Raw genomic sequence first — 21786 nt, 5'->3', positions numbered from 1 at the left:
AGCATCACACGTGGGAGAGCCGGCCAGGCTCGTCAACCACTCTGAACTCGAACGAAGGACAGTAAGACATGGCAAAGCGCAGTAAGGCCTACCTCGAGCAGGCCGCCAAGATCGACCAGGACAACCTCTACTCGCCTCTGGAAGCCGCCAAGCTGGCCAAGGAGACCGCGTCGAGCAAGTTCGACCCCACCGTCGAGGTCGCAGTGCGACTCGGCGTCGACCCCCGCAAGGCAGACCAGATGGTGCGCGGCACCGTCAACCTTCCCCACGGCACCGGCAAGACCGCTCGGGTTATTGTTTTCGCCGCTGGTGAGAAGGCTGCTGAAGCAGAGGCAGCAGGAGCCGACGTCGTCGGTGCAGAAGATCTGATCGAGCGCATCCAGGGCGGATTCCTGGACTTCGACGCCGCTATCGCGACCCCCGATCAGATGGCCAAGGTCGGCCGCATCGCCCGTGTCCTCGGACCGCGTGGCCTGATGCCGAACCCGAAGACGGGCACGGTCACCAACGATGTGACCAAGGCCGTCAACGACATCAAGGGCGGAAAGATCAACTTCCGCGTCGACAAGCAGGCCAACCTGCACTTCGTCATCGGCAAGGCCTCGTTCGACGAGACCAAGCTGGTCGAGAACTACGGTGCCGCACTGGACGAGATCCTGCGTGCGAAGCCGTCGTCGGCGAAGGGTCGCTACGTCAAGAAGGTCACCGTTTCGACCACCACCGGACCCGGCGTCCAGGTCGATCCCAACCGCACTCGCAACCTCCTCGAGGATGACGCGAACGCGTAATTTCTTCAGCTCCGAACGAAGGCCGGTCTCCCTGTGGGAGGCCGGCCTTCGTCGTTCTGTCCTGCCGAGATCTAGGCTGCGTTCGCGCGAGCGAAGTTGGCCAGCACGAGGCCGCTGATCCGGTCGAGCAACGCGGCCGGCAGGTCGTGTGCCATGCCCTCGATGAGGGTCAGCTCTGCGCCGGGAACCGCCCGGGCGATGGCCTTGCCACAGGCCGGCCGCACCAGTCGGTCCGCGGTCCCGTGGATGACGGTCGTCGGTGCGTCGATCTTCTGTGCGTAGGGCTTGAGGCTGCCGGTACCGGTGATGGCCGCCATCTGCCGAATGACGCCGGACGGGTTGTAGTTGCGTTCGTACATCACCTGGGCGATTTCGAGCTGTTCCTCGAGCGGGGTCCGGAACCCGGGGGAGCCGATCGTGGACAGTGTCTTCGCCGAATGCGCGATGATCTCGTCCTTCGTGGCGTCCTTGCCGACGCCACCGATCAACGGCAGTAGTGCCCGGGGATCCGGCGGTGGCAGGAATGCCTCGTTGGTGCTCGAGAACAGAATGGACACGGACTTGGTTCGCTGCGGGTAGCTACCGGCGAACACCTGCGTGATCATGCCGCCCATCGACGCGCCCACGACGTGCGCGGAGTCGATGTCGAGGTGGTCGAGTACACCGACCGCATCGGCGGCCATGTCGACGATCGTGTACGGGACGTCCGACGACATTCCCAGTTCGTGCCGGAGGAGCCGAAGAATCTGCCAGCCGTGCACCTTCCTGCCCGTCATCTTCGTCGACAGCCCGATGTCGCGGTTGTCGATGCGGATCACCCGATATCCGGCGTCGACGAGACGCGTGCAGAAGTCCATGGGCCACAGCGTCAGCTGCGCGGACAGACCCATGATGAGCAGTACAGCGGGGTCGTCGACCGATCCCATGTCCTCGTACGCGATGTCGATGGAGTTCGACGGCGCGATGCCTTGTTCGATTCTCATGTTCTCGTTCCTACCAGTCGGGGTCGCCCAGCACCGGAACCACCAGGTAGCTGGGATCGTGTGGGTCGATCGCGATGTCCTGCGGTTTCAGTCGAGTGCGAACGATGTCCGGCAGGATGGGGATGAACCGTGGTGCGTCGGTGGCGAATACGGCCACCCGGAGGCGATGACCCGTCGCGATCACAGCTTCGGTGCCGAGAATGTCGATGTCGAGTGTGATGGGCTGCCCGACGGGTACCGGCAGCACAGCGGCCTTGGTGAGCGGGTGGTACGGCCGGGTGTAGTCGCCGTTCGGTGCGAACAGTGATCGCTCGTCGTCCACGGCTCGGCGAGACGCGAGCAACGCCCCGTTGCTCAATACGGTCGACTTACCGTCGGGGGCGACGTCGCAGATCATGATCGCCCACAATGCTTCTCGGGCACGGCAGATCACGCGCAGATGCAGGTTCATCGGCCCCGACAGCACGGCGTCCGCGCGGGCGGGTTCGGTGGTGAACGTGGCGGCGGCACTTTCGGCGAATCGGTTGTCGTATGTGAAGCCGCCGCCCAGTAGAGCCGTGACACCGGCGAGAACCTGTGTGGTGTCCCGGGATACGACGGCACGCAGGGACGGACGTACGGTCAGCACGCCGGACGACGTGGACGGCTCGTAGGCGAGGCTGCCGTCGCCGGCGGCGTGGGTGGCGGTGTTCGACGCTTCGGTCGACAGATACAGCCTGCGCGACTGTGCCTGGGGAGCCGGAAAGCGGCCGTGCGCAGTCCAATTGCCGCCCTGTTGTCGGAGGGTGACCGGCCCGTAGTTCTCGATTCCGTTGTCGATGTCGCACAGCCACCTGTCGAACCAGGCTCGCTCGAGTACGTCCAGTCGTGGTGGAAAACCCGGTTCGCCGAAGCCGATTCCGGGATTGACGTGGTAGCCGTCGCCGACGAGTAGTTGTTTGGAGCCGCGTTCGAGAGCGAGTCGGTTGTAGATGTCCGGGGCCGAGCTGCCGAAGATGTCGTGCCAGCAGCCGTAGAGGAAGGTCGGTGCGGTGATGTCCTCGATGGCGGCGTCGATGGTGTCGTAATACGGGTCGTCGTAGATTCGTGGATCATTGCCCGTGACAAAGCCTTTGGCCAGATCGAACAGGTCGGTCGCGGGTGATCGGACGCGGTCGCGAAGCCAGGCGAGGGTATCGATTCCTCGTACCGCAGGTGCCCATTTGAGTCCGTTGACGGCAGCGAGCCACAGGGGAATGAACGCCGAGGTCGCGCCTCCGGTTGCGAAGATCTCGCGAACGATGTCCACCGAACCTTCGACGGCGAATATCGCGTCGAGCCCGTCGGGTCTCTTGGCCGCCGCCTGCAGTGCGTTGATCGCAGAGTACGAGATGCCCGCCATGCCGATTCTGCCGTTGCACCAGTATTGCCGGCGGGCCCACTCGATCACTTCGGTCGAGTCCTGTTGTTCTCGGGTGCCCAGCACATCCCAGGTTCCGGTGGAGCTTCCGGTTCCTCGAACGTCGACGATCATCTGGACGTACCCGCTACGAACGAGGTGGCGGTTCACCGACAACAGATCCGCGGCTCCGCCCGCGACCACACGGGTGATTTCGGTGATGCCGTCGAACGCGGTACCGGTCAGGTCGAACGCCGACGAGAACTTCCTGATGGCTCGGCCGAGTATCGGTGTTTCGAGGATCGTATCGATGCCTTTGATCAGCAGCTTGTTGTAGGGCGTCAGGTTCAGGACCGTCGGGAACGTCCCCGGTACCGGCTGCCCGGACGCATCGGCAGGGCGGAAGACGTATGCGCGCAGGGCCGCTCCGTCGCTCATCGGAATGCGCACGTCGGCCGAGACGAACACTCGTGGGTACTGCGGAGCCTGCGCCGTGATCGCTGCCCAGGCCTGCGCGGCCTCGCCGCCGCTGGGGTCGCGCGGTGGTCTCAGGAGGGGGTGGGGCTCGACGGCGGTCATGGAGAACGATTAGACCTTCGAACGACCCTCTTTGTCCTGTGGAACGCGAATCGGTCGTGGTGTGCTCCAACGAGACGGCCTCCGTTCTGTGTTTTGTTGGGAACATTCTCAACGCCGGTTGAGCCACGCTGTGGGGCGTACCAGACTTTCGAAACCAGCGACTACGACGCGCGCTGCGTTGTTAACGTCTGCCCGTCCGAGTGATGTGGGACACCGACCGTTGCAGGGGAGTACGAATGCACGTAGAAGCACTGTTCGGAGACGGATCGCAACGGCCTATCTGGCCGCACGCGGACGCACTGATCACCAGCGAATGCCCGGGGCTTCGCTTTGCCGGGAAGTACGCCGATGTCGTTGCCCTCAGCAACGGCGATCCCACCGCGCTGCGGCCGTTCATCGACGAGGAGACCCGTCGCCGCGTCGCGAGCATGGCACCCCCGCGTACCGACACTGCGCTCGTGTTCGGAGCGAACGGGTTTCTCGGCGCGCATCTGCTCGGCCGTCTCACCCGGGACTCCGCCGTCGACGTCGTGTACGCCGTGGTTCGTCCCACCGAGGAAGAGTCGGCTCGAGGGCGACTCCAGCGCACGTTCGATCAGTACGAGATCACGGTCGATGCAGACAAGATTCGGATCGTCGAAGGCACGCCGACCTCGTTCCGCTTCGGTCTGGACAAGGCCGCGTACTTCGAACTCGCCGCCGGTGTGGGCCAGATCTTCAACTGCGCCAGCTCGACCGACTACACCGAGAGCTACGCCGAGCTGCGGGACGACTGGTTCGTCAGCGTGCTGCGCATCCTCGAATTCAGCATCACCTCGGCCCGAAAGCATCTGACCTACGTCGGTAGCATCGGCGCGCATCTCTATCAGAAGCCCGAGGACTTCCGTCGTCCCGACTCGTGGTGGTACTCCGGGTACGCCCAGATGAAGTGGGTCAACGCCACCTTGCTCGGGTGGTTGTCGATGTCGGACACGTACTCCGTCACGCTGGCCGAGGCCCCCTACATCCTCGGCAGTACCGACCTGGGCCTCGATCCGGGCCGCGTCTACAGCTTCTGGCGCATCGTGGAGTTGGCGATCGCCGCCGGCGCGATCTGGGACGGGCCGGGAATGAACTACGTCCCGGTGGACGTGATGTGCGACGTCATGGCCGGCAACGCACTGCGGAGCCACCCGCTCACCCGATTGTTGCCCAGCAACCCGACCGGTTACGGACACGATCTGTACGCCGAGCTCCTCGGCCTCGACCTGGTGAGCTGGGACGAGTTCGTCGAACGCGTCAGCGTCCGTATCTCGCCTCGGTTCGCCGAGACCATGCTCGCCGACAACATCGACAAGCTGATGCGGCTGGTGCACAAGCCCGAGGCCATCCTGCCCGTCGACCACGACACCTCCTGGTGCGATCACCGCAGGCTCTTCGAGCTGTACTTCGAGAAGGCCCAGCTCAAGACGCTCACCCCTGTCGTCAACTGACGTGGCAGACGGATTCGAGCCGACCTCGGTGCGGTTGCGGGAACTCTCCCTCGGCCACGAGGTCTCCAATGCCGTTCTCTCCGTTGGCTTCTACGTCGTGTGTGCAGCCCTCGGGCTGCTGCCCGGTGCGCTACGTCACCGGGCAGCCGATGCGTTCGTGACCTGGTCGGAGAGCATCGACGAACAGCGACATCTCTGATGTCGCTCGGACGAGCACTCGTCGGTGTGGGTGTCGCCGTGGCGGCACCGTTCGGGGTGTTCCTGTACTGGCGCACCCGGTTCTTCTTCCGAGACCCACATCGCGTTCCGCCGGCCGATCCGCTGTCGGTGGTGGCACCCGCCGACGGGTTCGTCACGTACGTCAAACGCGTCGACGCGGGTTCGACGGCATTCGCCGTCAAGAAGGGCAGAACCATTCCGCTGGACGAGATCGCGGGTGTGGCAGCGACCGAGAGCGGATACCTCGTCGGGATCTACATGTCCGAATACTCCGTGCACCGCAACAGGATTCCGATCTCGGGCACCATCGGTATGCGGCGTCATCGCTCCGCGGCACCGTTCAACAAGTCGATGGCGCGAGTGGGAGCGAACCTGTTGACGCGGCGCACCCCGTACGACGAGGGGTGCGACTACATACTGAGCAACGAGCGGCTCACCATCTCCATCGAACATTCGTCGGGGTCGGTGGTGACGGTGACACAGATAGCGGATCTGTGGGTCGACCGGATCGTCGCGCACGTCGCCGTCGGCGACACCGTCGAACGCGGCGAGCAGTACGGGATGATCCGCTTCGGGTCTCAATGCGACGTGTTCGTCCCCGACGCTCTCGCCGAGACCATCACTGTCCGACCGGGCCAGTACGTGTTCGCGGGGGAGAGCGTCGTCGCCCGCTCACCGATTCCGGTGGCAAACAACACTTCATGTGAGAAGGAACGATGATCACTGTCGACCGGGTCGAGTCCACCCAGGACTGGAACGAATTCAAGGCTGTCACCGATCTCGTCTACCAGGGTGATCCGTACCGATTGCCCGACGAACCCATGGATCTCGATCGGATCCTGATTTCGCCGCCGGTCGCCATCGCGTCGACCCGCGATATCGCGGCCTTCCTCGCGCGCGAGAACGGGGTCGTCGTCGGCCGAGTCGTGGCCATCCACGACACGAGCTTCACCCAGTACACCGGTGAATCCATCGGTTTCTTCGGGTTCTACGAGGCCGTCGACGATCACGAGGTCGCCACCGGCCTGCTCGACGCCGCGGCGGCGTGGCTTGCCGCGCGCGGGCTCGGCGCGATGTCCGGGCCTTTCGGTCCGTCGATGTTCTACAGCGCGGGCATCGTCGTCGACGACGAGCCTGCCCTTCCGTTGGTGGGCATGCCGCACAATCCTCTGTACTACGCAGCCCATTTCGAGAAGTGGGGGCTCGTGGGGATCAAGGACTTCTACAGCTACCTGTTCGACGATCCGTGCGTGATCTACAACCGCCCCGAATATGCGCGGCACATGCAGATCTTCGAAAAGATCAAGGCGCGTTCGGAAGTGACGTTCCGCTCCATGAAGTACCGAACGGTTCGCCGCGACGCGCGCATCGTGCGCGATCTCTACAACAAGACGTTCGTGAACTTCTGGGGCTTCTCACCACTGTCGTTCGTGGAACTGTTCGAGTTGCTGAAGATGATGCTTCCGGTCCTCGACCGACGGCTCACCCTGTTGGCCGAGTTGGACGGCAAGCCCGTCGGATTTCTGATGGGCATCCCGGACGTCAATCAGGCCGCGGCCAAGGCCGCGCACCTGAAGTCGCGGTGGCTGCGAGACCTGGTGACGCTGTGGCACGTCAAGAAGCCGAGCCGAACGGACGTCATCGACGGGGTGCGGGTGGACATGCTGTTCGTCGATCCGGACTGCCCCGATCGCGCGGTGTCGTCGTTGCTGATCATGGAGTTGTCGGTGCGGATGCGCGATCTCGGCTACACCCGGGTGGAGGCAGCGCCGGTGCTCGACGACAGCCCGTGGATGAAGGGATCGGTGCTGACCCGCATGGAGCAGACTCCGCACCGGACGTACCGCATCTACAACCGCGATCTCGAGCTGCCTCGGCCATGATCGATCGGACGGTGGTGCTCGACCGTGCGCAGACCAGGCTCGGCATCGGTGACCGCTGGGGGCGGACGGTCGGCCGTCACAGGTGGCTCGTCCTGGCCGTCTGGCTGTTGCTCGCGGTGGGTTCTGCTGCGCTCTATCCGGCACTGCAGAACTCGTTGGTGGGAGCCAACTTCTCCGTCCCCGGTACCGAATCGAGTCGCGCCGACGCGCTCGTCGAACAGCACTTCTCCTCGTTCGGGTCCGAGCAGCTCGTCGTCACGTTCACGTCGGATCGGGTCCGCGTCGCAGATCCCGCTTTCCGCGAACGCGTCGGCGAGACCGTCTCTGCGCTACGGCAATCCCTGGATGTGCTGCGGGTCGTCGATCCCTACGAGACGGCCGGATTCGTGCCCCAGATCTCCGAGGACGGAACGTCGGCGCTGGCTTTCGTCGGTGTCGGCGGCGACCCTCGCGACCGGATCGCGACAGCAGAACGCATTCAGAAGCTCATCGACGGGGCATCGGCCGGCGGTGTCGACGTGGCGGTCACCGGATACTCGCCGATGACCGTCGATCTGACGAAAGCCGAGTCCGACGACGCCGTCCGGGCCGAAAGTATCGGCCTACCAATGGCATTCGTGCTGTTGATCCTGGCTCTCGGATCCGTGGTCGCCGGCATCGTGCCGCTCGTCACCACGGGCATCGGAGTGCTGGCGGCGTTCGGAGTGTTCTCGCTGCTCTCACACGTCATGACCTTCGACGTCCTCGTGACGACAGTGGCGTCGATGTTCGGTCTCGGTCTGGGCATCGATTACGCGCTCTTCATCGTCAGCCGATTTCGAGAGGAAATGGACCGCACCACGCTGCCGGGGGACGCCACGGGTCAGGGGCGTACGAATGCGGCCGTCGGGGCCGCGATGGGAACGGCGGGCCACACGATCGTCATCTCCGGTCTGGTCGTACTCATTTCGCTCGGCGCTCTGGCGATCGTCGATGTTCCTGCCGTGCAGAGTATTTCGTTCGTCGTAGCGCTGACGGTGGCGTGCGTCGTCGTGGTGGCCTGGACGCTGCTACCGGCGATTCTCGCGGTCCTCGGCCCGCGAATCTCGACACTGTCGCTGCCGCAGAGGTTTCAGCCTCCGGCGGTCGGTGAGCACGATGCCGCGATACCCACGTGGTGGTCACGGTGGGCGCGGCACGTCATCGAACGCCCGTGGCGCTACACGGCCGTCACCGCGGCCGTGCTGCTGGCCTGCCTGGTGCCGATCGGGACCATCCAGTACGGAGTGGACCTCGGAGCCGACGCCCTTGCCGCGGAGCCGAGCGGCCGGGCCAACACGGTCCTCACCGAGAAGTTCGCTCCTGGAACGATTTCGCCGATCACCGTCGTGTTCACCGGCAATGGTGACCGTCCCCTCGAACCGGCGCAGGCGGCCACCGTCGCGGCTTTCGCCGACGACATCCGAGCCGACGGTCGCGTCGATTACGCCCTGGCGCAACAGGACTCCGGTCGCACGCTGCTGATCGTGGTGCCCGCGGTGCCGATCGACTCGACCGAGGCCTCCGACCTGGTCGAGTCGATCCGGTCGCAGGCAGTTGTTGCCGCAGACCGCGACGGCACCACCGTATCCGTCGGCGGAACCACCGCCCTTGTCGTCGATGCCTCCCAGGAGATTTCGAGCAAGTTCCTGTGGGTCGTATTCGCAGTGCTGGCATTCTCGCTGGTGTACCTGGGAATCGTCTTTCGGAGCGTGGTGATTCCGATCAAGGCGGTCGCCATGAATGTGCTCGTCACCGGCGCGGCGTTGGGTGCGACGGTGGCGGTGTTCCAGTGGGGATGGGGATCGGCGCTACTCGGGTTCGACAGTCCGGGCTACATCCAGGTGTATCTGCCCGTCACCGTGTTCGCCGTGGTCTTCGGTCTGTCGATGGATTACGAGGTGTTTCTCATCGGCCGGATGCGCGAGGTGTTCGTCTCGCATCGCAACCGACGCAGCGCTAACGACACCGCGATCGTCGACGGCCTCGAGCACACCGCCAGGCCGATCACTGCTGCGGCCGCGATCATGATCGCCGTGTTCGCCAGCTTCCTCACCGCCGATGTTCTCGAACTCCAACAGTTCGGGTTCGCGCTCGCTGTCGCCGTGCTGTTCGACGCGGTTCTGGTGCGGATGATGATGGTGCCGGCGATGATGAAGTTGTTCGGCGAGCGAAATTGGTGGCCCGGATTGCGTTCCGAGACAGGCGTTCAGGCAGACGGCACCTGAGCCGACGCGAGTACGACTCCGTCCGAACCCCTGATCTCGATCTCGGCGACGTCGCCGCGCAGGACGGCGGCATTCATCCGGCACTCGATGGTGACGGTGCTGCCGAGGAACGTGCCGGACGGCCGGTCGTCGCCCGATCGGTCGACGAGAACGACGTCGTACGGACCGCCGTCGGAGATGCCGTCCATTTCGAGGACGGTTTCCGTTCCCCACGTGTGGGCGACGAGACCGCCTTCGACGTCGACAGTCGGTCCGCTGGTGGTGAACGATATTTCCTCGTAGGCCCCGAGAGTTCCTGGTGGTCCGGTGACCACGACCTGGGGTTCACCGGGCTCGGAGCGGTATGCGTCGATGCCCAGTACTGCTGCACTGCCGACGACGACACCGACGAGCGCTGCGGCTGCGGCCAACCCGGCCGACCCGTTTCTGACACCGAACCGCGGCCTGGCGACCGGCTGCAATCCGGAGCTGTCCGAACGCTCAGGGACCACGGTGTTCTCGGCGTTGTCGGCGTTCTGGGTGGCGGTCAGGATTCGCTCGCGGAGTCCGGGCGGCGTAGTCGAGTCGAGCCACGGCAGGTTCGGGCCCCGGCGTTCGAGCTGCTCCGTCGTCGCGCGTAGTTCAGCGATCTCGATGTCGACCGTGGGGTCCGACGCGGCCAGCGCGCGAAGTTCGTCGGCTTCGGCATCGTCGAGATCGTCGCCGACTGCTGCCGCGATCAACTCTGCTCGCCGATCGGGTGAGGCTGTCATCGGTCCTCCTTTCTGTCGAGGTTTCTGCGTAGTGCCTTCAGGGCGTAGAAGGCGCGGGTGCGGAGCGTGCGTACCGGCACTCCGGTCGATTCCGACAGCTCGGCGTAGCTGCTTCCGGATACGTGCACGGCCACGACGACCTCGCGGTGGTCGGGCGAGAGCTGTGCCAGTGCTGCGATGATGCGGAGCCGCTCGTCGGTGTCGGCGGTGGTGTCGCGAGTGACGGCGCTCGGTCCGCGTTCGTGCTCGTCGGGTCGGTCCGTCGTCGTCGCAGGCACTCTCGCCTGGGACCGAACGAGATCGACGATGACGTTTCGCTCGATCGCGAAGAGCCACGTGCGAAGCGAACCTCGGCTCGGGTCGAATCGCGCTCTGGCCCGCCAGGCCCGCAGGAACGTCTCCTGCACACAATCCTCGGCGAGGGCTCGATCGCGGAGGGCATTGACGGCGTAACCGAGCATCTCCGACGCGTGCTGGTCGTATGCGGCCGCGACATCGAAGTCCACTCGACCACGCTCCCGATGCTCATGACAGTGATTACGTCTGCGGCCCCGCAGGCGTTCATATCCAAGACTGGAATATTTCTTTACCGATATTTGAACATCTACGCGCCGACCGTCGTACACCGTGTACGGGCTCGCCTGCCCGATACTTTCACGGAAGGCACACGAGATGATCACACGTTCCACTACACGCCCGGCGGAGTCCGTTCGTAGATCCGCCACGGCACTCGTCGGCGGTACGGCCACCGCGGCGGCGCTGCTGCTGTTCTCGGCGGGCCCGGCCGCTGCCGACACCCCGGTCGCCGAACCGGACAGTTTCACCAGCGCATTCACCGTAATGGCCACGCCCGATCAGGTTCTGAACGGTGACGGCGTGACCGCTCCGGGTCAGCCGGGCGCGATGGGCACCTTCACGCTGCGGATCAATTCCGACCTCGACATCATCTGCTACGACATCTCGCTGAACGGTGTGACAGGTGACTACATGAGCCCGGCCAAGACAGCTACCCATATTCACCAGGCCGCAGCAGGTGCAGCGGGACCGCCGCGCCTTGCGTTCCCGAACCCGACCCCCGTCGGGGACGGCCCGCGCAACAGCAACGGCTGCATGCAGGGTCCGTTCACCACCGGTCTGACCCCGGCCGGTGCCGATGCAGACAGCGGTACCGGATTCACGTTGGACCGGATCGAAGCCGACCCAGCAGGCTTCGCGGCCGACACCCACACCGTCGACTTCTCGGCCGGAGCGGTCCGAGGACAGCTGACCCGGATTCCGGTCGGATCGGTAGCAACCGGAGGTGGCGGCGCGGCGCTCGCCGCGGCATCCGATTCGGCGACCGGTTCCGCAGCTCCCGTCGTCGGCGCGGTCGCCCTCGGCGCGATGGCTGTCGCGGGCGTGACGTTGGTGGCACGGCGCACCCGCGGGGTGCAGAGCTGAAGCTCCCCACGCGGGCTGCACTCGCGGCCGCGGTTCTGACGGCTGCGGTTCTGACGGCGGTGGTGACGGGATGTGGTGCGCAGACGCCGTCGCCACCGTCGGAGCCGGCCCCGACGGTGTCCTCGTCTTCGCCCGTGCCCGTGCCCGTGCCCGTGCCCTCGCCCGAACTGTCCGGCGTAGTGGGGGATCGGCCGATCCCGATGCGCCTGAGCATTCCTGCCATCGCACTTGACGAGGGGCTCGTCGGCCTGGGTATCGCCGACAGTGGCGAGATGGAGGTGCCCACCGACTACGACGATGTCGGGTGGTTCACCGGGGGCGGCCGACCCGGTGGGATCGGCAGTCCGACGGTGTTCGCCGGGCATGTCGACTCGACTACCGGACCTGCGGTGTTCGATCGGCTGTCGGATCTGAACCTGGGCGACATCGTCACGGTCGGCGACGAAGCAGGGGGCAGCGCGGACTATCGGATCGAGCGCATCGGCGACCACGGCAAGGCGGACTTCCCGACGGCGTCGGTGTTCGGCGCGGTGCCCGGCGACGAGATCCGGTTGATCACCTGTTCGGGCGATTTCGATGCGACCGTGGGCAGTTACGAACGCAACCTGGTCGTCTACGGGGTGCGGCTGTAGCCGATCGTTTTGGAGTTGACCCCCGAGGTGTTGTAGCCTGGTCGACGGTCCAGAAGGAATGTGCTCGCAGTGCGTGCATTTCTTTCGTTCCGCCCAATCAAGTTCTACCCAAGACCGTTGGTCACCGCCTTCTCGAGGGAAATTTCCTGACAGGTGTGCGGTTGAAGGTCCGAGATCGCTTCGGACGGCCCACGCAGGAGAACGCGGTAGGGAACCTGTCGTGCAGCTTCGGCTGCCACTTGTTCACGCCCCGTGTGCTTCCTGCACCGGGGCGTTCGTCGTTTCCCGGCCCTCTCGCGATCGACACAACTTCCCACGAGAGGAGGCGAAGTATGGCAAAGCCCGAAAAGGTCTCCGCAGTTTCGGAGATCACCGACCAGTTCAAGGGTTCGACGGCTGCCGTCGTCACGGAATACCGTGGCCTGTCGGTTTCCGGTCTGACTCAGCTCCGGCGTGCGCTCGGCGAAGGTGCCACGTACTCCGTCGCCAAGAACACCCTGGTCAAGCGCGCAGCTGCCGATGCCGGCATCACCGGCCTCGACGACTTGTTCGTCGGACCGACCGCCATTGCATTCATCAAGGGCGAGCCGGTCGACGCTGCGAAGGCCATCAAGGCCTTCGCGAAGGACAACAAGGCCTTGATCATCAAGGGCGGCTACATGGACGGCGCAACGCTGTCCGTGGACGAGATCAACAAGATCGCGGACCTCGAGTCTCGCGAGATCCTGTTGGCCAAGCTCGCCGGCGCCATGAAGGGCAACTTGTCGAAGGCTGCAGGCCTGTTCAACGCTCCCGCATCGCAGTTCGCCCGCTTGGCGTTCGCGTTGCAGGAGAAGAAGGCTGCCGGCGAACCTGCCGCACCCGAGGCCCCTGCAGAAGCAGAAGCACCGGCGGAAGCTCCCGCCGAAAGCTGATCCGCTGGCATTAGCGAACAGCTCCACACCAACACCATGTCGCGGATCAGCGGCCAGGTACTTACAGGAAGGACCGCCACCATGGCGAAGCTCAGCACCGAAGAATTGCTCGACCAGTTCAAGGAGCTCACCCTCCTCGAGCTCAGCGAGTTCGTGAAGGCATTCGAGGAGACCTTCGAGGTCACCGCAGCTGCCCCCGTCGCAGTTGCAGCAGCAGGCGGAGCAGGCGCTCCGGCTGAGGCAGCCGAAGAGCAGGACGAGTTCGACGTCGTTCTCGAGTCGGCCGGCGACAAGAAGATCCAGGTCATCAAGGTCGTCCGTGAGGTCGTCTCCGGCCTGGGCCTGAAGGAAGCCAAGGACCTCGTCGAGAGCGCTCCGAAGGCAATCCTGGAGAAGGTCGCCAAGGATGCAGCCGAGGCTGCCAAGGAGAAGCTGGAAGCTGCCGGCGCAAAGATCTCCGTCAAGTAAGACCGCTTCACTGCAGTCGTACTTCGCGCTCGTCAACATCGAGCGCACAGAAGGGGCCGTCCTCACTTCGGTGAGGGCGGCCCTTTTCTGTGTTCGGGGGAGCCTTCTCGTGCGTTCGATGGAGCCTGCTCCTGTGTTCGATGCGGATCGCACCGCGCTGTGTTGTGACCGATCACGGAGTCTTCTCGATCCCGCGACATCGGCAACGCGTCACTGTTTACTCGTGAACGCCGAAGTCCGAAGCTTTCCGAACGGTCTCGGCCGGGTGTGGTTGTGTCTTGTCACAGAATTCGACGGCAGGGACTTGTCACAGTTCGGGCGACTTCCCGACCGGCTCGCGTGAGATGAGCCACACTGATGCAAGCTCTACAGCCTGACTCGGGGAAGTTCTTACTGGGCGGTAAGCTCCTGTGTCGGAGCGGACACGTGCATGGGATACAGTGACGCAACCCACATCCGGGTCGATGTGTATGAATTGTGGAGGTCAGCGTGGGAGTCGAGGTTTCGGTCGAAGGATTGACCAAGTCTTTCGGTGTACAGAAGATTTGGCAGGACGTGACGTTGACTCTGCCGAAGGGTGAAGTCAGTGCATTGCTCGGTCCTTCCGGTACCGGTAAGTCGGTCTTTCTCAAGTCGCTGATCGGTCTCCTTCGCCCCGAGCAGGGCAAGATTTTCATCGACGGAACCGACATCCTGCAGTGCTCCTCGCGTGAGCTCTACGAGATCCGCAAGCTGTTCGGAGTGCTCTTCCAGGACGGTGCCCTGTTCGGCTCGATGAACCTCTACGACAACGTCGCCTTCCCGCTTCGTGAGCACACCAAGAAGTCCGAATCCGACATCCGCAAGATCGTCATGGAGAAGCTCGAACTGACGGGTCTGCTCGGTGCCGAGGACAAGCTGCCCGGTGAGATCTCCGGTGGTATGCGCAAGCGTGCCGGCCTCGCCCGCGCACTGGTGCTGGACCCGGAGATCATTCTCGTCGACGAGCCGGACTCCGGCCTCGATCCTGTTCGTACGACGTACATTTCGCAGACACTGATCGACATCAACGCCAACATCGATGCCACGATCCTCATCGTCTCGCACAACATCAACCTGGCTCGAACGGTCCCCGACAACATCGGCATGCTGTTCCGTCGTCAGCTGGTCATGTTCGGCCCCCGTGAGGTGCTGCTCACCAGTGACGAGCCGGTGGTCAAGCAATTCCTGAACGGCACGATGATCGGGCCGATCGGAATGTCGGAAGAGAAGGACGAGGCGCAGATGGCGCAGGAGCAGGCCATGGTCGACGCCGGTCACCACGCCGGTGGCGTCGACGACGTCGAAGGCATCGTGCCGCAGATGAAGGCCACCCCGGGTACGCCGGTGCGCCAAGCCGTCGGACGCAGGCAGGAGCGGGTGCGCCAGATCATGCACACCCTGCCGCACAGCGCTCAGGTCGCGATCCAGGAGAGCCTCGACAGCACCGACTCGGGGCAGCGTTACCCGGCGTACGCAGACCAGCAGGGCTACGACCAGCAGGGTTACGACCAGCAGGGCTACGACCAACAGGGTTACAGCCAGCATGGCTACGACCAACAGGGGTACAGCCAACAAGGCTACGACCAAGGACATGATCAGCAGGGCTACCAAGCTCCAACACAAGGTCGGGGTCAATAGCAGACATGGGGGGATCGAAGAAGTCCGCGTTCGCGCCCGCGAACGCCGCTCTGACACAAGCGGGCAATATCGTCGAACTGTTCGTCGAGGTGGTCCGAAACACCTTTCGTAGGCCGTTCCAGTTCCGCGAGTTCATCGAGCAGGCCTGGTTCATCGCCAGCGTGACGATTCTGCCGACGGCTCTGGTCGCCATTCCGTTCGGCGCGGTCGTATCGCTGCAGACCGGTTCACTGATCAAGCAGCTCGGTGCCGAATCGTTCACCGGTGCTGCCAGCGTGCTCGCCGTCATCCAGCAGGGCAGTCCGATCGTGACCGCCCTCTTGGTGGCCGGTGCGGCCGGTTCTGCCGTCACCGCCGACCTCGGTTCTCGCACCATTCGCGAGGAGATCGACGCGATGCGGGTACTGGGAATCGATCCGGTTCACCGCCTCGTCGTTCCGCGAGTGCTGGCCATGATCCTCGTGGCGCTGCTGCTCAACGGACTCGTCTCGGTCGTCGGCATCGTCGGTGGCTACTTCTTCAACGTGATCCTGCAGGGTGGTACCCCCGGTGCCTACCTCGCGTCGTTCTCTGCGTTGGCTCAGCTACCCGATCTGTATGTCGCAGAAGCGAAAGCGGCGATCTTCGGTCTCATCGCCGGCATCATCGCGTCGTACAAGGGCCTGAATCCCAACCCCGGCCCCAAGGGTGTCGGTGAAGCTGTGAACCAGACGGTTGTCATCACGTTCCTGTTGCTGTTCTTCGCCAACCTCATTCTCACCCTGGTCTACCTCCAGGTCGTACCAGCGAAGGGAGCGTAACCGCGATGACGATCGCCAGAGGTCGCGGTGACCGCACGCTGATGCGCGTCAAGCGCGTCGGCAATGCCCCGCTCAACGTGCTCGATCGCGCAGGCGAGCAGATGTCGTTCTACCTGCGGGCCATCGGGTGGATACCCAAGACCGCAGTCCATTACAAGAAGGAGGTTCTCCGCCTGCTGGCGGAGGTCACCTTCGGTAGCGGCGCGCTCGCCGTCATCGGCGGCACCATCGGTGTCATCGTGATGATGTCCGGCTTCACCGGCATCGTCGTCGGTCTGCAGGGTTACGCCGCCCTGGAACAGCTCGGCAGCTCGGTGTTGACCGGCTTCCTGTCCGCCTACGTCAATACCCGTGAAATTGCACCGATCGTGGCCGGGCTTGCACTGTCCGCCACCGTCGGTTGTGGTTTCACCGCCCAGCTCGGCGCGATGCGTATCTCGGAGGAGATCGACGCACTCGAAGTCATGGCAGTGCCCAGCGTGCCGTTCCTCGTCACCACCCGCATGATCGCCGGATTCGTCGCGGTGATCCCGCTCTACATCGTCGGTCTGCTTGCCTCGTACGTCGCTTCCCGCGGAATCAGCACGATCTTCAACGGGCAGTCGTCCGGCTCGTACGACCACTACTTCAACTTGTTCCTACCTCCAGAAGATGTGCTGTATTCCTTCCTCAAGGTGCTCATCTTCGCGTTCGTGCTGATCATGATCCACTGCTACTACGGCTACCACGCCTCCGGCGGACCGGCAGGCGTCGGCGTCGCGGTGGGTCGCGCAGTACGTACGGCGATCGTCACGATCGCGGTACTGGACTTCTTCCTGAGCCTCGCCATCTGGGGCACGACCACCACAGTGAGGGTTGCCGGATGATCGACTCGCCGTCGCGACTGAAGCGAGTACTGCTCGGACTTGCGTTCTTCTTGGTACTCATCCTGTTTCTCGGGTGGAGCATCACCTCCTACAACAAGACGTTCAAATCGGTCGTCAACGTCAGCCTTGAAACCGACTCGGTCGGCAACGCTCTGCCGATGAACGCAGATGTGAAGGTGCGCGGCATGATCGTCGGCGAGGTGCGCTCGGCGTCGACCGTCGACGGCGTCGTCACCTCGCAGCTCGCCATCGATCCGGACAAGGCTCCGCTGATCCCGTCGAATGCCACTGCGCGGCTGCTGCCGAAGACCCTGTTCGGCGAGCGCTACGTGTCGCTGATCGTGCCCGAGAACGATTCGGCGTCGCCGATCTCCGACGGCACCGTTCTTCGACAGGACACCAGCGGCAACGCGATCGAGGTCGGGCAGCTGCTCGACGGGTTGCTGCCGTTGCTGCAAGCCATCCCGCCGCAGGACCTCGCCAATACCCTCGGGTCACTGGCGCAGGGCCTGAGCGGACGCGGCGAGCAGCTCGGACAGACCATCGACGACCTCACCGATGTCGTTTCCGGTCTCAACACCGAACTGCCGAACATCCAGCAGACGCTGGTGGGTCTCGCCGACTTCTCCCAGACCTACGCAGACGCGGCACCGGAGCTGATCTCGGCGCTGGACAACCTGCGTACGACGGGTAATACGGTCGTCGAGCGGCAGTCGAGCCTCGAGACGCTCTACGGCTCGCTGACGTCGGCATCGAACACGACCGCCGATTTCTTGCAGGTCAACTCCGAGAATCTGATCGGTCTCGCCTCGAACTCGCGAGAGGCCCTCGATTTGCTGGCCGAGTTCTCGCCGACGTTCGGCTGCACCTTCAGTCAGTTCGCCGAAGGTGCCAGGCGCGGCAAGATCGTCCTCGGTGAGGGCGACGAGTACCCCGGAATCAACGTGTCCGCATCGTTCGTCAACCCGAAGGGCCGTTACTTGCCGAACCAGGACGAGCCACGGCTGTTCGACGACCGCGGAGCCACCTGCTTCGAGCCGGCAGCACCGGGAGAGTTCTTCCCGCAGTACCCGGGAGGTTCGGTCAACGACGGGTCCTACCAGGTACCGACCCGTAATCCCGGCCCGCAGGAGATCCCCGGGCAGGGCCCACCGAAGTCGGCTCAGAGTTCCATCGTTCCCGCTGTCTCCGCGTCTGCGCAGCCCGCGAGCTACGAGGGCTCGGACTTCGAGCGTGACACTCTTGCCGTCATCTACGGACAAGCGAGTGGTGTTGCACCAGAGACTGTTCCGTCGTGGGCCGCCGCACTCGGCGCACCGGCATTGAGAGGAGTGGAGGTGACCGTGCCATGAGAGGCCTTCTCGCGCCGATCATCAAGTTGGTCGTGTTCGCCGTGATCACGATCATCGCCACGGCCACCCTGGCCTTCACCATCGCGAACTCGAGCGGTGGTGGCGGCACCAAGTTCTCGGCCTTGTTCACCGATGTCACCTCGCTCAACGAGGGTGACGAGATCCGAATCGCCGGCGTTCGCGTCGGGCAGGTCGACAAGATCGAGATCGCCAACGAACGAGAGGCGAAGGTCGACTTCACGCTGAGCAGTCGCGACTGGCTGCCGGCGAGTTCGACTGCCACCATTCGCTTCCGCAACCTGGTCGGTCAGCGCTACATCGCCATCGAGCAGGGTTCGGGCGATCAGGGCAAGAAGATCACCGGGGGAGCGACCATTCCTCTCGAGCGCACCAAGCCCGCGGTGAACCTGACGACTCTGTTCGACGGATTCCGCCCGCTGTTCACCACGCTCAGCGCAGATGACGTCAACAAGCTCTCGTACCAGATCATCCAGGTGTTCCAGGGGGAATCGGGCACCATCAACGAACTGGTCAAGAACACTGCGAGTCTGACCAACACCGTGGCCGACAAGGATCAGGTCATCGGTCAGGTCATCACCAACCTCAACAACGTGCTCGCCACGGTCAACCAGAACGACGGGCAGCTCGACAGCCTCATCGTCAACACTCAGCAGCTCGTGTCGGGCCTGTCGGCCGACCGCGACGTCGTCGGCTCGGCCGTGACCTCGCTGGCCGGACTGACCAACGCCACCGCGGACCTGCTCGAGCCGACACGGCCGTCGATCCAGGGTTCGGTCACAGCGCTGAACACGTTGTCGGAGACCATCAATCGACGCAGCGCCGACGTGGACGCGGTCCTCGGAAATCTGCCGGTCAAGCTCGACAAGCTGATTCGTACGGCTCAGCAGGGATCCTGGTTCACGTTCTACCTCTGCGGTATCGACATCGTCGCCGGACCGGGGTATTCGCCGAACCTGAATTTGCCGACCGGGCTTCCGACCGTCAATCAGCCCCTGTACACGAACTCGGCAGAGCGCTGCAAAGCTGGGGGGATCAAGCAATGACATCTCGACGTAGTCCGGCCACCATCGGGGCACTGGGAATCGCGATCATCCTGCTCGCCACGATGTCGGTCTTCTTCCTCGACCGTCTCCCGATCATCGGTGCAGGTTCGGTGTACACCGCGGAGTTCAGTGAAGCCGCAGGTCTGAAGCCGTCCAACGAAGTCCGTATCGCGGGGGTCAAGGTCGGCAAGGTCACCGACGTGCGGCTCGACGGCGACCGGGTGCTCGTGGACTTCACGGTGCAGGACGCCTGGGTCGGCAACGAGTCGCGAGCGGCCATCGCCATCAAGACTCTGCTGGGGCAGAAGTACCTGGCACTGGATCCGAGTGGCTCGGACACCCTGAGCCCGAAAGATCCGATTCCGTTGGCGCGCACCACCTCTCCGTACGACGTCATCGACGCGTTCTCGGCGGCGGCGTCGACGATCAACGACATCGACACCGACCAGCTCGCCACCAGCATGCGGACGTTGTCCGACGCGTTCTCCGAGACCCCGGCCAACATCAGAGCCTCGCTCGACGGCGTGACTCGGTTGTCGCAGACAGTGGCCAGCCGCGACGAGGAACTCAAGAAGTTGTTCGCAGCCACCGGCGAGACCTCCAAGGTGCTGGCCGACCGCAACGAGCAGTTCAACAAACTGATCACCGATGCGGGTCCACTGCTCGAGGAGCTCAACAATCGGCAGCAGGCCATCTCCCAGCTGCTCACCGGCACACAACGTGTGTCGCAGGAGTTGACCGGTCTGGTCCGTGACAACGAGGCAACCATCAACCCGATGTTGCAACAGCTCAACGGCGTCATCGACATCCTGCAACGCAACAACGACAATCTCGACCGGGCGCTGAAGCTGTACGAGCCGTTCATCCGGCTCTACACCAACGTGACCGGTAACGGACGATGGCTCGACATCGTTCTGGCCAACCTCACCCCACCCGGAGTTCCGTTGATACCTGGTTACCGCCAGCCCGCGCTCGATACGTTGGCGGGGAACTGATGACAGAGACTCAGGCAGCACCGAGGAACAAGAACAAGCTCGCACTGATCGCGGTCGTCGTGATCGTGGCGCTGGTTCTGGCCGTCGCCGGCTGGTGGCTGTTCACCAGGGCCGGTTCGACCAAGATCACCGCCTACTTCGACAAGTCGATCGGCATCTACTCGGGATCCGAGGTCAGAGTTCTCGGCGTCAAGGTGGGTACCGTCGAATCGGTCACGCCGTTGGGTGAGGACGTCGAGGTCGTCATGCGAGTCGATCGCGGCATCGACATTCCGGCCGACGCGAAGGCCGTTCAGGTCACCCCGTCGCTCGTCGCCGACCGTTACGTCCAGCTCTCGCCCGTCTACACCGGCGGCGACACCATGGCCAGCGGCACGACCATCGGCCGTGATCGCACTGCCACTCCCGTCGAGGTCGACGAGCTGTACAAGTCGATCAACGATCTGTCCACTGCTCTCGGTCCGGACGGCGCGAACAAGGACGGCGCTCTCACCGACCTCGTGAACACCGGTGCGGCGAACCTCGACGGCAACGGCGAAGCGTTGGGCAACAGCATCACTCAGCTCTCGGCTGCCGGCCGTACGTTGAGCGACTCGCGCTCCGATGTCTTCGACACGATCAAGAATCTGCAGACCTTCGTCAGTGCGCTGGCCGTCAACGATCAGCAGGTTCGTAACTTCAACAGTCAGCTCGCCGATCTGACGGGCTTCCTGTCGGGCCAGCGCGAGGACCTGGGAGCCGCCCTGCAGCAGCTCTCGGTGTCCCTCGGTGACGTGGCGACGTTCGTGGCGGACAACCGGACCGAGCTGACCACCGCAGCGAACGGTCTGGTGGTCCCCACTCAGACCCTCGCCGACAACCGTGAGCAGCTCGTGCAAACTCTGACGCTGCTGCCGTTGGCCATCAGCAACCTGGTCAACGCCTACGACGCAGAATCGGGCACGCTGGCCTCGCGTGCCAATCTGCAGAACGAGACCCAGGATCCGCTCGGAACCGTCTGCCGATTGCTCGACCTCGGCAAGCTGGTACCCGGTGACCCGCGTTTCGAGGCGCTCGGTGCGCAGATTCAGCCGATCATCGATCAGTGCGCCAACATCACCACCATGATCCAGGCTCCTCTTGCCGACCAGAATCGGCTTGTGTTGCCGTTCGGGGTTCTCACCAACGACATCGAGCAGAACGTGTCCGTGCCGGGCACCGTGCCGGGCAACGTCTCGCCGAGACTGGGGTCCACCACCATGCCAGGTCTCGACAGGTCGCTCATCGGGGGAGGACAGTGATGACCTCTGTGAATCG

General features: G+C 64.0%; 21 protein-coding genes. 17 read left to right on the top strand and 4 right to left on the bottom strand.

The features are described 5' to 3' along the window. The first annotated feature begins 68 nt into the window (after positions 1 to 68). A complete protein-coding gene (rplA, locus tag J2X62_RS19715) occupies positions 69 to 788 on the top strand; it encodes a 50S ribosomal protein L1 (RefSeq protein ID WP_027498276.1) in 720 nt (239 codons plus the stop codon). A 71-nt stretch (positions 789 to 859) separates the two neighbouring features. Here the strand turns inward: rplA and J2X62_RS19710 are convergent, their stop codons facing one another. After that, positions 860 to 1771: an alpha/beta fold hydrolase gene (locus J2X62_RS19710; RefSeq protein WP_032365255.1), complete on the bottom strand. Its 912-nt coding sequence runs from the start codon at positions 1769 to 1771 to the stop codon at positions 860 to 862. A 10-nt stretch (positions 1772 to 1781) separates the two neighbouring features. Further along, positions 1782 to 3728, bottom strand: coding sequence for a CocE/NonD family hydrolase (locus J2X62_RS19705; protein ID WP_310182725.1), 1947 nt, complete (start codon positions 3726 to 3728; stop codon positions 1782 to 1784). 236 nt (positions 3729 to 3964) lie between these two features. Here J2X62_RS19705 and J2X62_RS19700 point away from each other — a divergent pair, with 236 nt between their 5' ends. Genes J2X62_RS19700 through J2X62_RS19680 form a run of 5 tightly spaced genes read left to right on the top strand, consistent with a single transcriptional unit; the run spans position 3965 to position 9548 of the window. Continuing rightward, positions 3965 to 5200 (top strand): SDR family oxidoreductase, encoded by a 1236-nt coding sequence (locus J2X62_RS19700; RefSeq protein ID WP_310182723.1) that lies wholly within the window; start codon positions 3965 to 3967, stop codon positions 5198 to 5200. Between the two features lies 1 nt (position 5201). After that, positions 5202 to 5399, top strand: coding sequence for a serine/threonine protein phosphatase (locus J2X62_RS19695; protein ID WP_310182720.1), 198 nt, complete (start codon positions 5202 to 5204; stop codon positions 5397 to 5399). Beyond that, entirely contained in the window at positions 5399 to 6139 is a 741-nt protein-coding gene (locus tag J2X62_RS19690) for a phosphatidylserine decarboxylase (RefSeq protein ID WP_310182718.1), read from the top strand. The genes J2X62_RS19695 and J2X62_RS19690 overlap by 1 nt, the downstream gene beginning before the upstream one ends. Next, positions 6136 to 7302 (top strand): hypothetical protein, encoded by a 1167-nt coding sequence (locus J2X62_RS19685; RefSeq protein WP_167328932.1) that lies wholly within the window; start codon positions 6136 to 6138, stop codon positions 7300 to 7302. Before J2X62_RS19690 ends, J2X62_RS19685 begins: the two co-directional genes overlap by 4 nt. Beyond that, positions 7299 to 9548, top strand: coding sequence for an MMPL family transporter (locus J2X62_RS19680; protein WP_310182716.1), 2250 nt, complete (start codon positions 7299 to 7301; stop codon positions 9546 to 9548). Before J2X62_RS19685 ends, J2X62_RS19680 begins: the two co-directional genes overlap by 4 nt. On the opposite strand, the gene J2X62_RS19675 is transcribed toward J2X62_RS19680, so the two are convergent. Next, positions 9530 to 10300, bottom strand: a complete 771-nt coding sequence (locus J2X62_RS19675) for a hypothetical protein (protein ID WP_310182714.1) — start codon at positions 10298 to 10300, stop codon at positions 9530 to 9532. The genes J2X62_RS19680 and J2X62_RS19675 overlap by 19 nt on opposite strands. Beyond that, positions 10297 to 10806: a sigma-70 family RNA polymerase sigma factor gene (locus tag J2X62_RS19670; protein WP_310182712.1), complete on the bottom strand. Its 510-nt coding sequence runs from the start codon at positions 10804 to 10806 to the stop codon at positions 10297 to 10299. The genes J2X62_RS19675 and J2X62_RS19670 overlap by 4 nt, the downstream gene beginning before the upstream one ends. 166 nt (positions 10807 to 10972) lie before the next feature. On the opposite strand from J2X62_RS19670, the gene J2X62_RS19665 reads away from it, so the two are divergent. The 11 genes from J2X62_RS19665 (at position 10973) to J2X62_RS19615 (ending at position 21770) form a co-directional block, all read left to right on the top strand. After that, on the top strand, positions 10973 to 11740 hold the full coding sequence (locus tag J2X62_RS19665; RefSeq protein WP_310182709.1) for a CHRD domain-containing protein: 768 nt from the start codon (positions 10973 to 10975) through the stop codon (positions 11738 to 11740). 134 nt (positions 11741 to 11874) lie between these two features. After that, on the top strand, positions 11875 to 12372 hold the full coding sequence (locus tag J2X62_RS19660; protein WP_310182707.1) for a class F sortase: 498 nt from the start codon (positions 11875 to 11877) through the stop codon (positions 12370 to 12372). 332 nt (positions 12373 to 12704) lie between these two features. Then, entirely contained in the window at positions 12705 to 13286 is a 582-nt protein-coding gene (gene rplJ / locus J2X62_RS19655) for a 50S ribosomal protein L10 (protein WP_310182706.1), read from the top strand. Between the two features lie 81 nt (positions 13287 to 13367). Continuing rightward, positions 13368 to 13754 (top strand): 50S ribosomal protein L7/L12, encoded by a 387-nt coding sequence (gene rplL, locus J2X62_RS19650; protein WP_032365267.1) that lies wholly within the window; start codon positions 13368 to 13370, stop codon positions 13752 to 13754. 489 nt (positions 13755 to 14243) lie between these two features. Next, positions 14244 to 15413, top strand: a complete 1170-nt coding sequence (locus tag J2X62_RS19645; protein WP_310182704.1) for an ATP-binding cassette domain-containing protein — start codon at positions 14244 to 14246, stop codon at positions 15411 to 15413. A gap of 5 nt (positions 15414 to 15418) precedes the next feature. Beyond that, positions 15419 to 16213, top strand: coding sequence for an ABC transporter permease (locus tag J2X62_RS19640; RefSeq protein WP_032365269.1), 795 nt, complete (start codon positions 15419 to 15421; stop codon positions 16211 to 16213). A 5-nt stretch (positions 16214 to 16218) separates the two neighbouring features. Then, a complete protein-coding gene (locus tag J2X62_RS19635; protein WP_032365270.1) occupies positions 16219 to 17079 on the top strand; it encodes an ABC transporter permease in 861 nt (286 codons plus the stop codon). Beyond that, positions 17076 to 18431, top strand: a complete 1356-nt coding sequence (locus tag J2X62_RS19630) for an MCE family protein (protein ID WP_032369724.1) — start codon at positions 17076 to 17078, stop codon at positions 18429 to 18431. The genes J2X62_RS19635 and J2X62_RS19630 overlap by 4 nt, the downstream gene beginning before the upstream one ends. After that, complete coding sequence (locus J2X62_RS19625; protein WP_032369723.1) at positions 18428 to 19495, top strand: MCE family protein; 1068 nt, start codon at positions 18428 to 18430, stop codon at positions 19493 to 19495. The genes J2X62_RS19630 and J2X62_RS19625 overlap by 4 nt, the downstream gene beginning before the upstream one ends. Beyond that, positions 19492 to 20490, top strand: a complete 999-nt coding sequence (locus tag J2X62_RS19620) for an MCE family protein (protein WP_032365273.1) — start codon at positions 19492 to 19494, stop codon at positions 20488 to 20490. Before J2X62_RS19625 ends, J2X62_RS19620 begins: the two co-directional genes overlap by 4 nt. Then, positions 20490 to 21770 (top strand): MCE family protein, encoded by a 1281-nt coding sequence (locus J2X62_RS19615; protein WP_032365274.1) that lies wholly within the window; start codon positions 20490 to 20492, stop codon positions 21768 to 21770. The genes J2X62_RS19620 and J2X62_RS19615 overlap by 1 nt, the downstream gene beginning before the upstream one ends. The last annotated feature ends 16 nt before the right edge of the window (positions 21771 to 21786 follow it).

Origin of the sequence: Rhodococcus sp. 3258 (assembly GCF_031456475.1) — a bacterium.
Taxonomy (GTDB): Bacteria; Actinomycetota; Actinomycetes; order Mycobacteriales; family Mycobacteriaceae; genus Rhodococcoides; species Rhodococcoides fascians.
Note: the sequence above shows the minus strand (reverse complement) of the source record. Positions and strands in the feature narration are given on the sequence as shown.

Coding starts and splice junctions, on each gene's coding strand:
- rplA (WP_027498276.1), top strand. CDS start 69: ATGGCAAAGCGCAGTAAGGCCTACCTCGAGCAGGCCGCCAAGATCGAC.
- J2X62_RS19635 (WP_032365270.1), top strand. CDS start 16,219: ATGACGATCGCCAGAGGTCGCGGTGACCGCACGCTGATGCGCGTCAAG.
- J2X62_RS19625 (WP_032369723.1), top strand. CDS start 18,428: ATGAGAGGCCTTCTCGCGCCGATCATCAAGTTGGTCGTGTTCGCCGTG.
- J2X62_RS19705 (WP_310182725.1), bottom strand. CDS start 3,728: ATGACCGCCGTCGAGCCCCACCCCCTCCTGAGACCACCGCGCGACCCC.
- J2X62_RS19680 (WP_310182716.1), top strand. CDS start 7,299: ATGATCGATCGGACGGTGGTGCTCGACCGTGCGCAGACCAGGCTCGGC.
- J2X62_RS19620 (WP_032365273.1), top strand. CDS start 19,492: ATGACATCTCGACGTAGTCCGGCCACCATCGGGGCACTGGGAATCGCG.
- J2X62_RS19675 (WP_310182714.1), bottom strand. CDS start 10,300: ATGACAGCCTCACCCGATCGGCGAGCAGAGTTGATCGCGGCAGCAGTC.
- J2X62_RS19710 (WP_032365255.1), bottom strand. CDS start 1,771: ATGAGAATCGAACAAGGCATCGCGCCGTCGAACTCCATCGACATCGCG.
- J2X62_RS19665 (WP_310182709.1), top strand. CDS start 10,973: ATGATCACACGTTCCACTACACGCCCGGCGGAGTCCGTTCGTAGATCC.
- rplJ (WP_310182706.1), top strand. CDS start 12,705: ATGGCAAAGCCCGAAAAGGTCTCCGCAGTTTCGGAGATCACCGACCAG.
- J2X62_RS19640 (WP_032365269.1), top strand. CDS start 15,419: ATGGGGGGATCGAAGAAGTCCGCGTTCGCGCCCGCGAACGCCGCTCTG.
- rplL (WP_032365267.1), top strand. CDS start 13,368: ATGGCGAAGCTCAGCACCGAAGAATTGCTCGACCAGTTCAAGGAGCTC.
- J2X62_RS19690 (WP_310182718.1), top strand. CDS start 5,399: ATGTCGCTCGGACGAGCACTCGTCGGTGTGGGTGTCGCCGTGGCGGCA.
- J2X62_RS19700 (WP_310182723.1), top strand. CDS start 3,965: ATGCACGTAGAAGCACTGTTCGGAGACGGATCGCAACGGCCTATCTGG.
- J2X62_RS19630 (WP_032369724.1), top strand. CDS start 17,076: ATGATCGACTCGCCGTCGCGACTGAAGCGAGTACTGCTCGGACTTGCG.
- J2X62_RS19685 (WP_167328932.1), top strand. CDS start 6,136: ATGATCACTGTCGACCGGGTCGAGTCCACCCAGGACTGGAACGAATTC.
- J2X62_RS19615 (WP_032365274.1), top strand. CDS start 20,490: ATGACAGAGACTCAGGCAGCACCGAGGAACAAGAACAAGCTCGCACTG.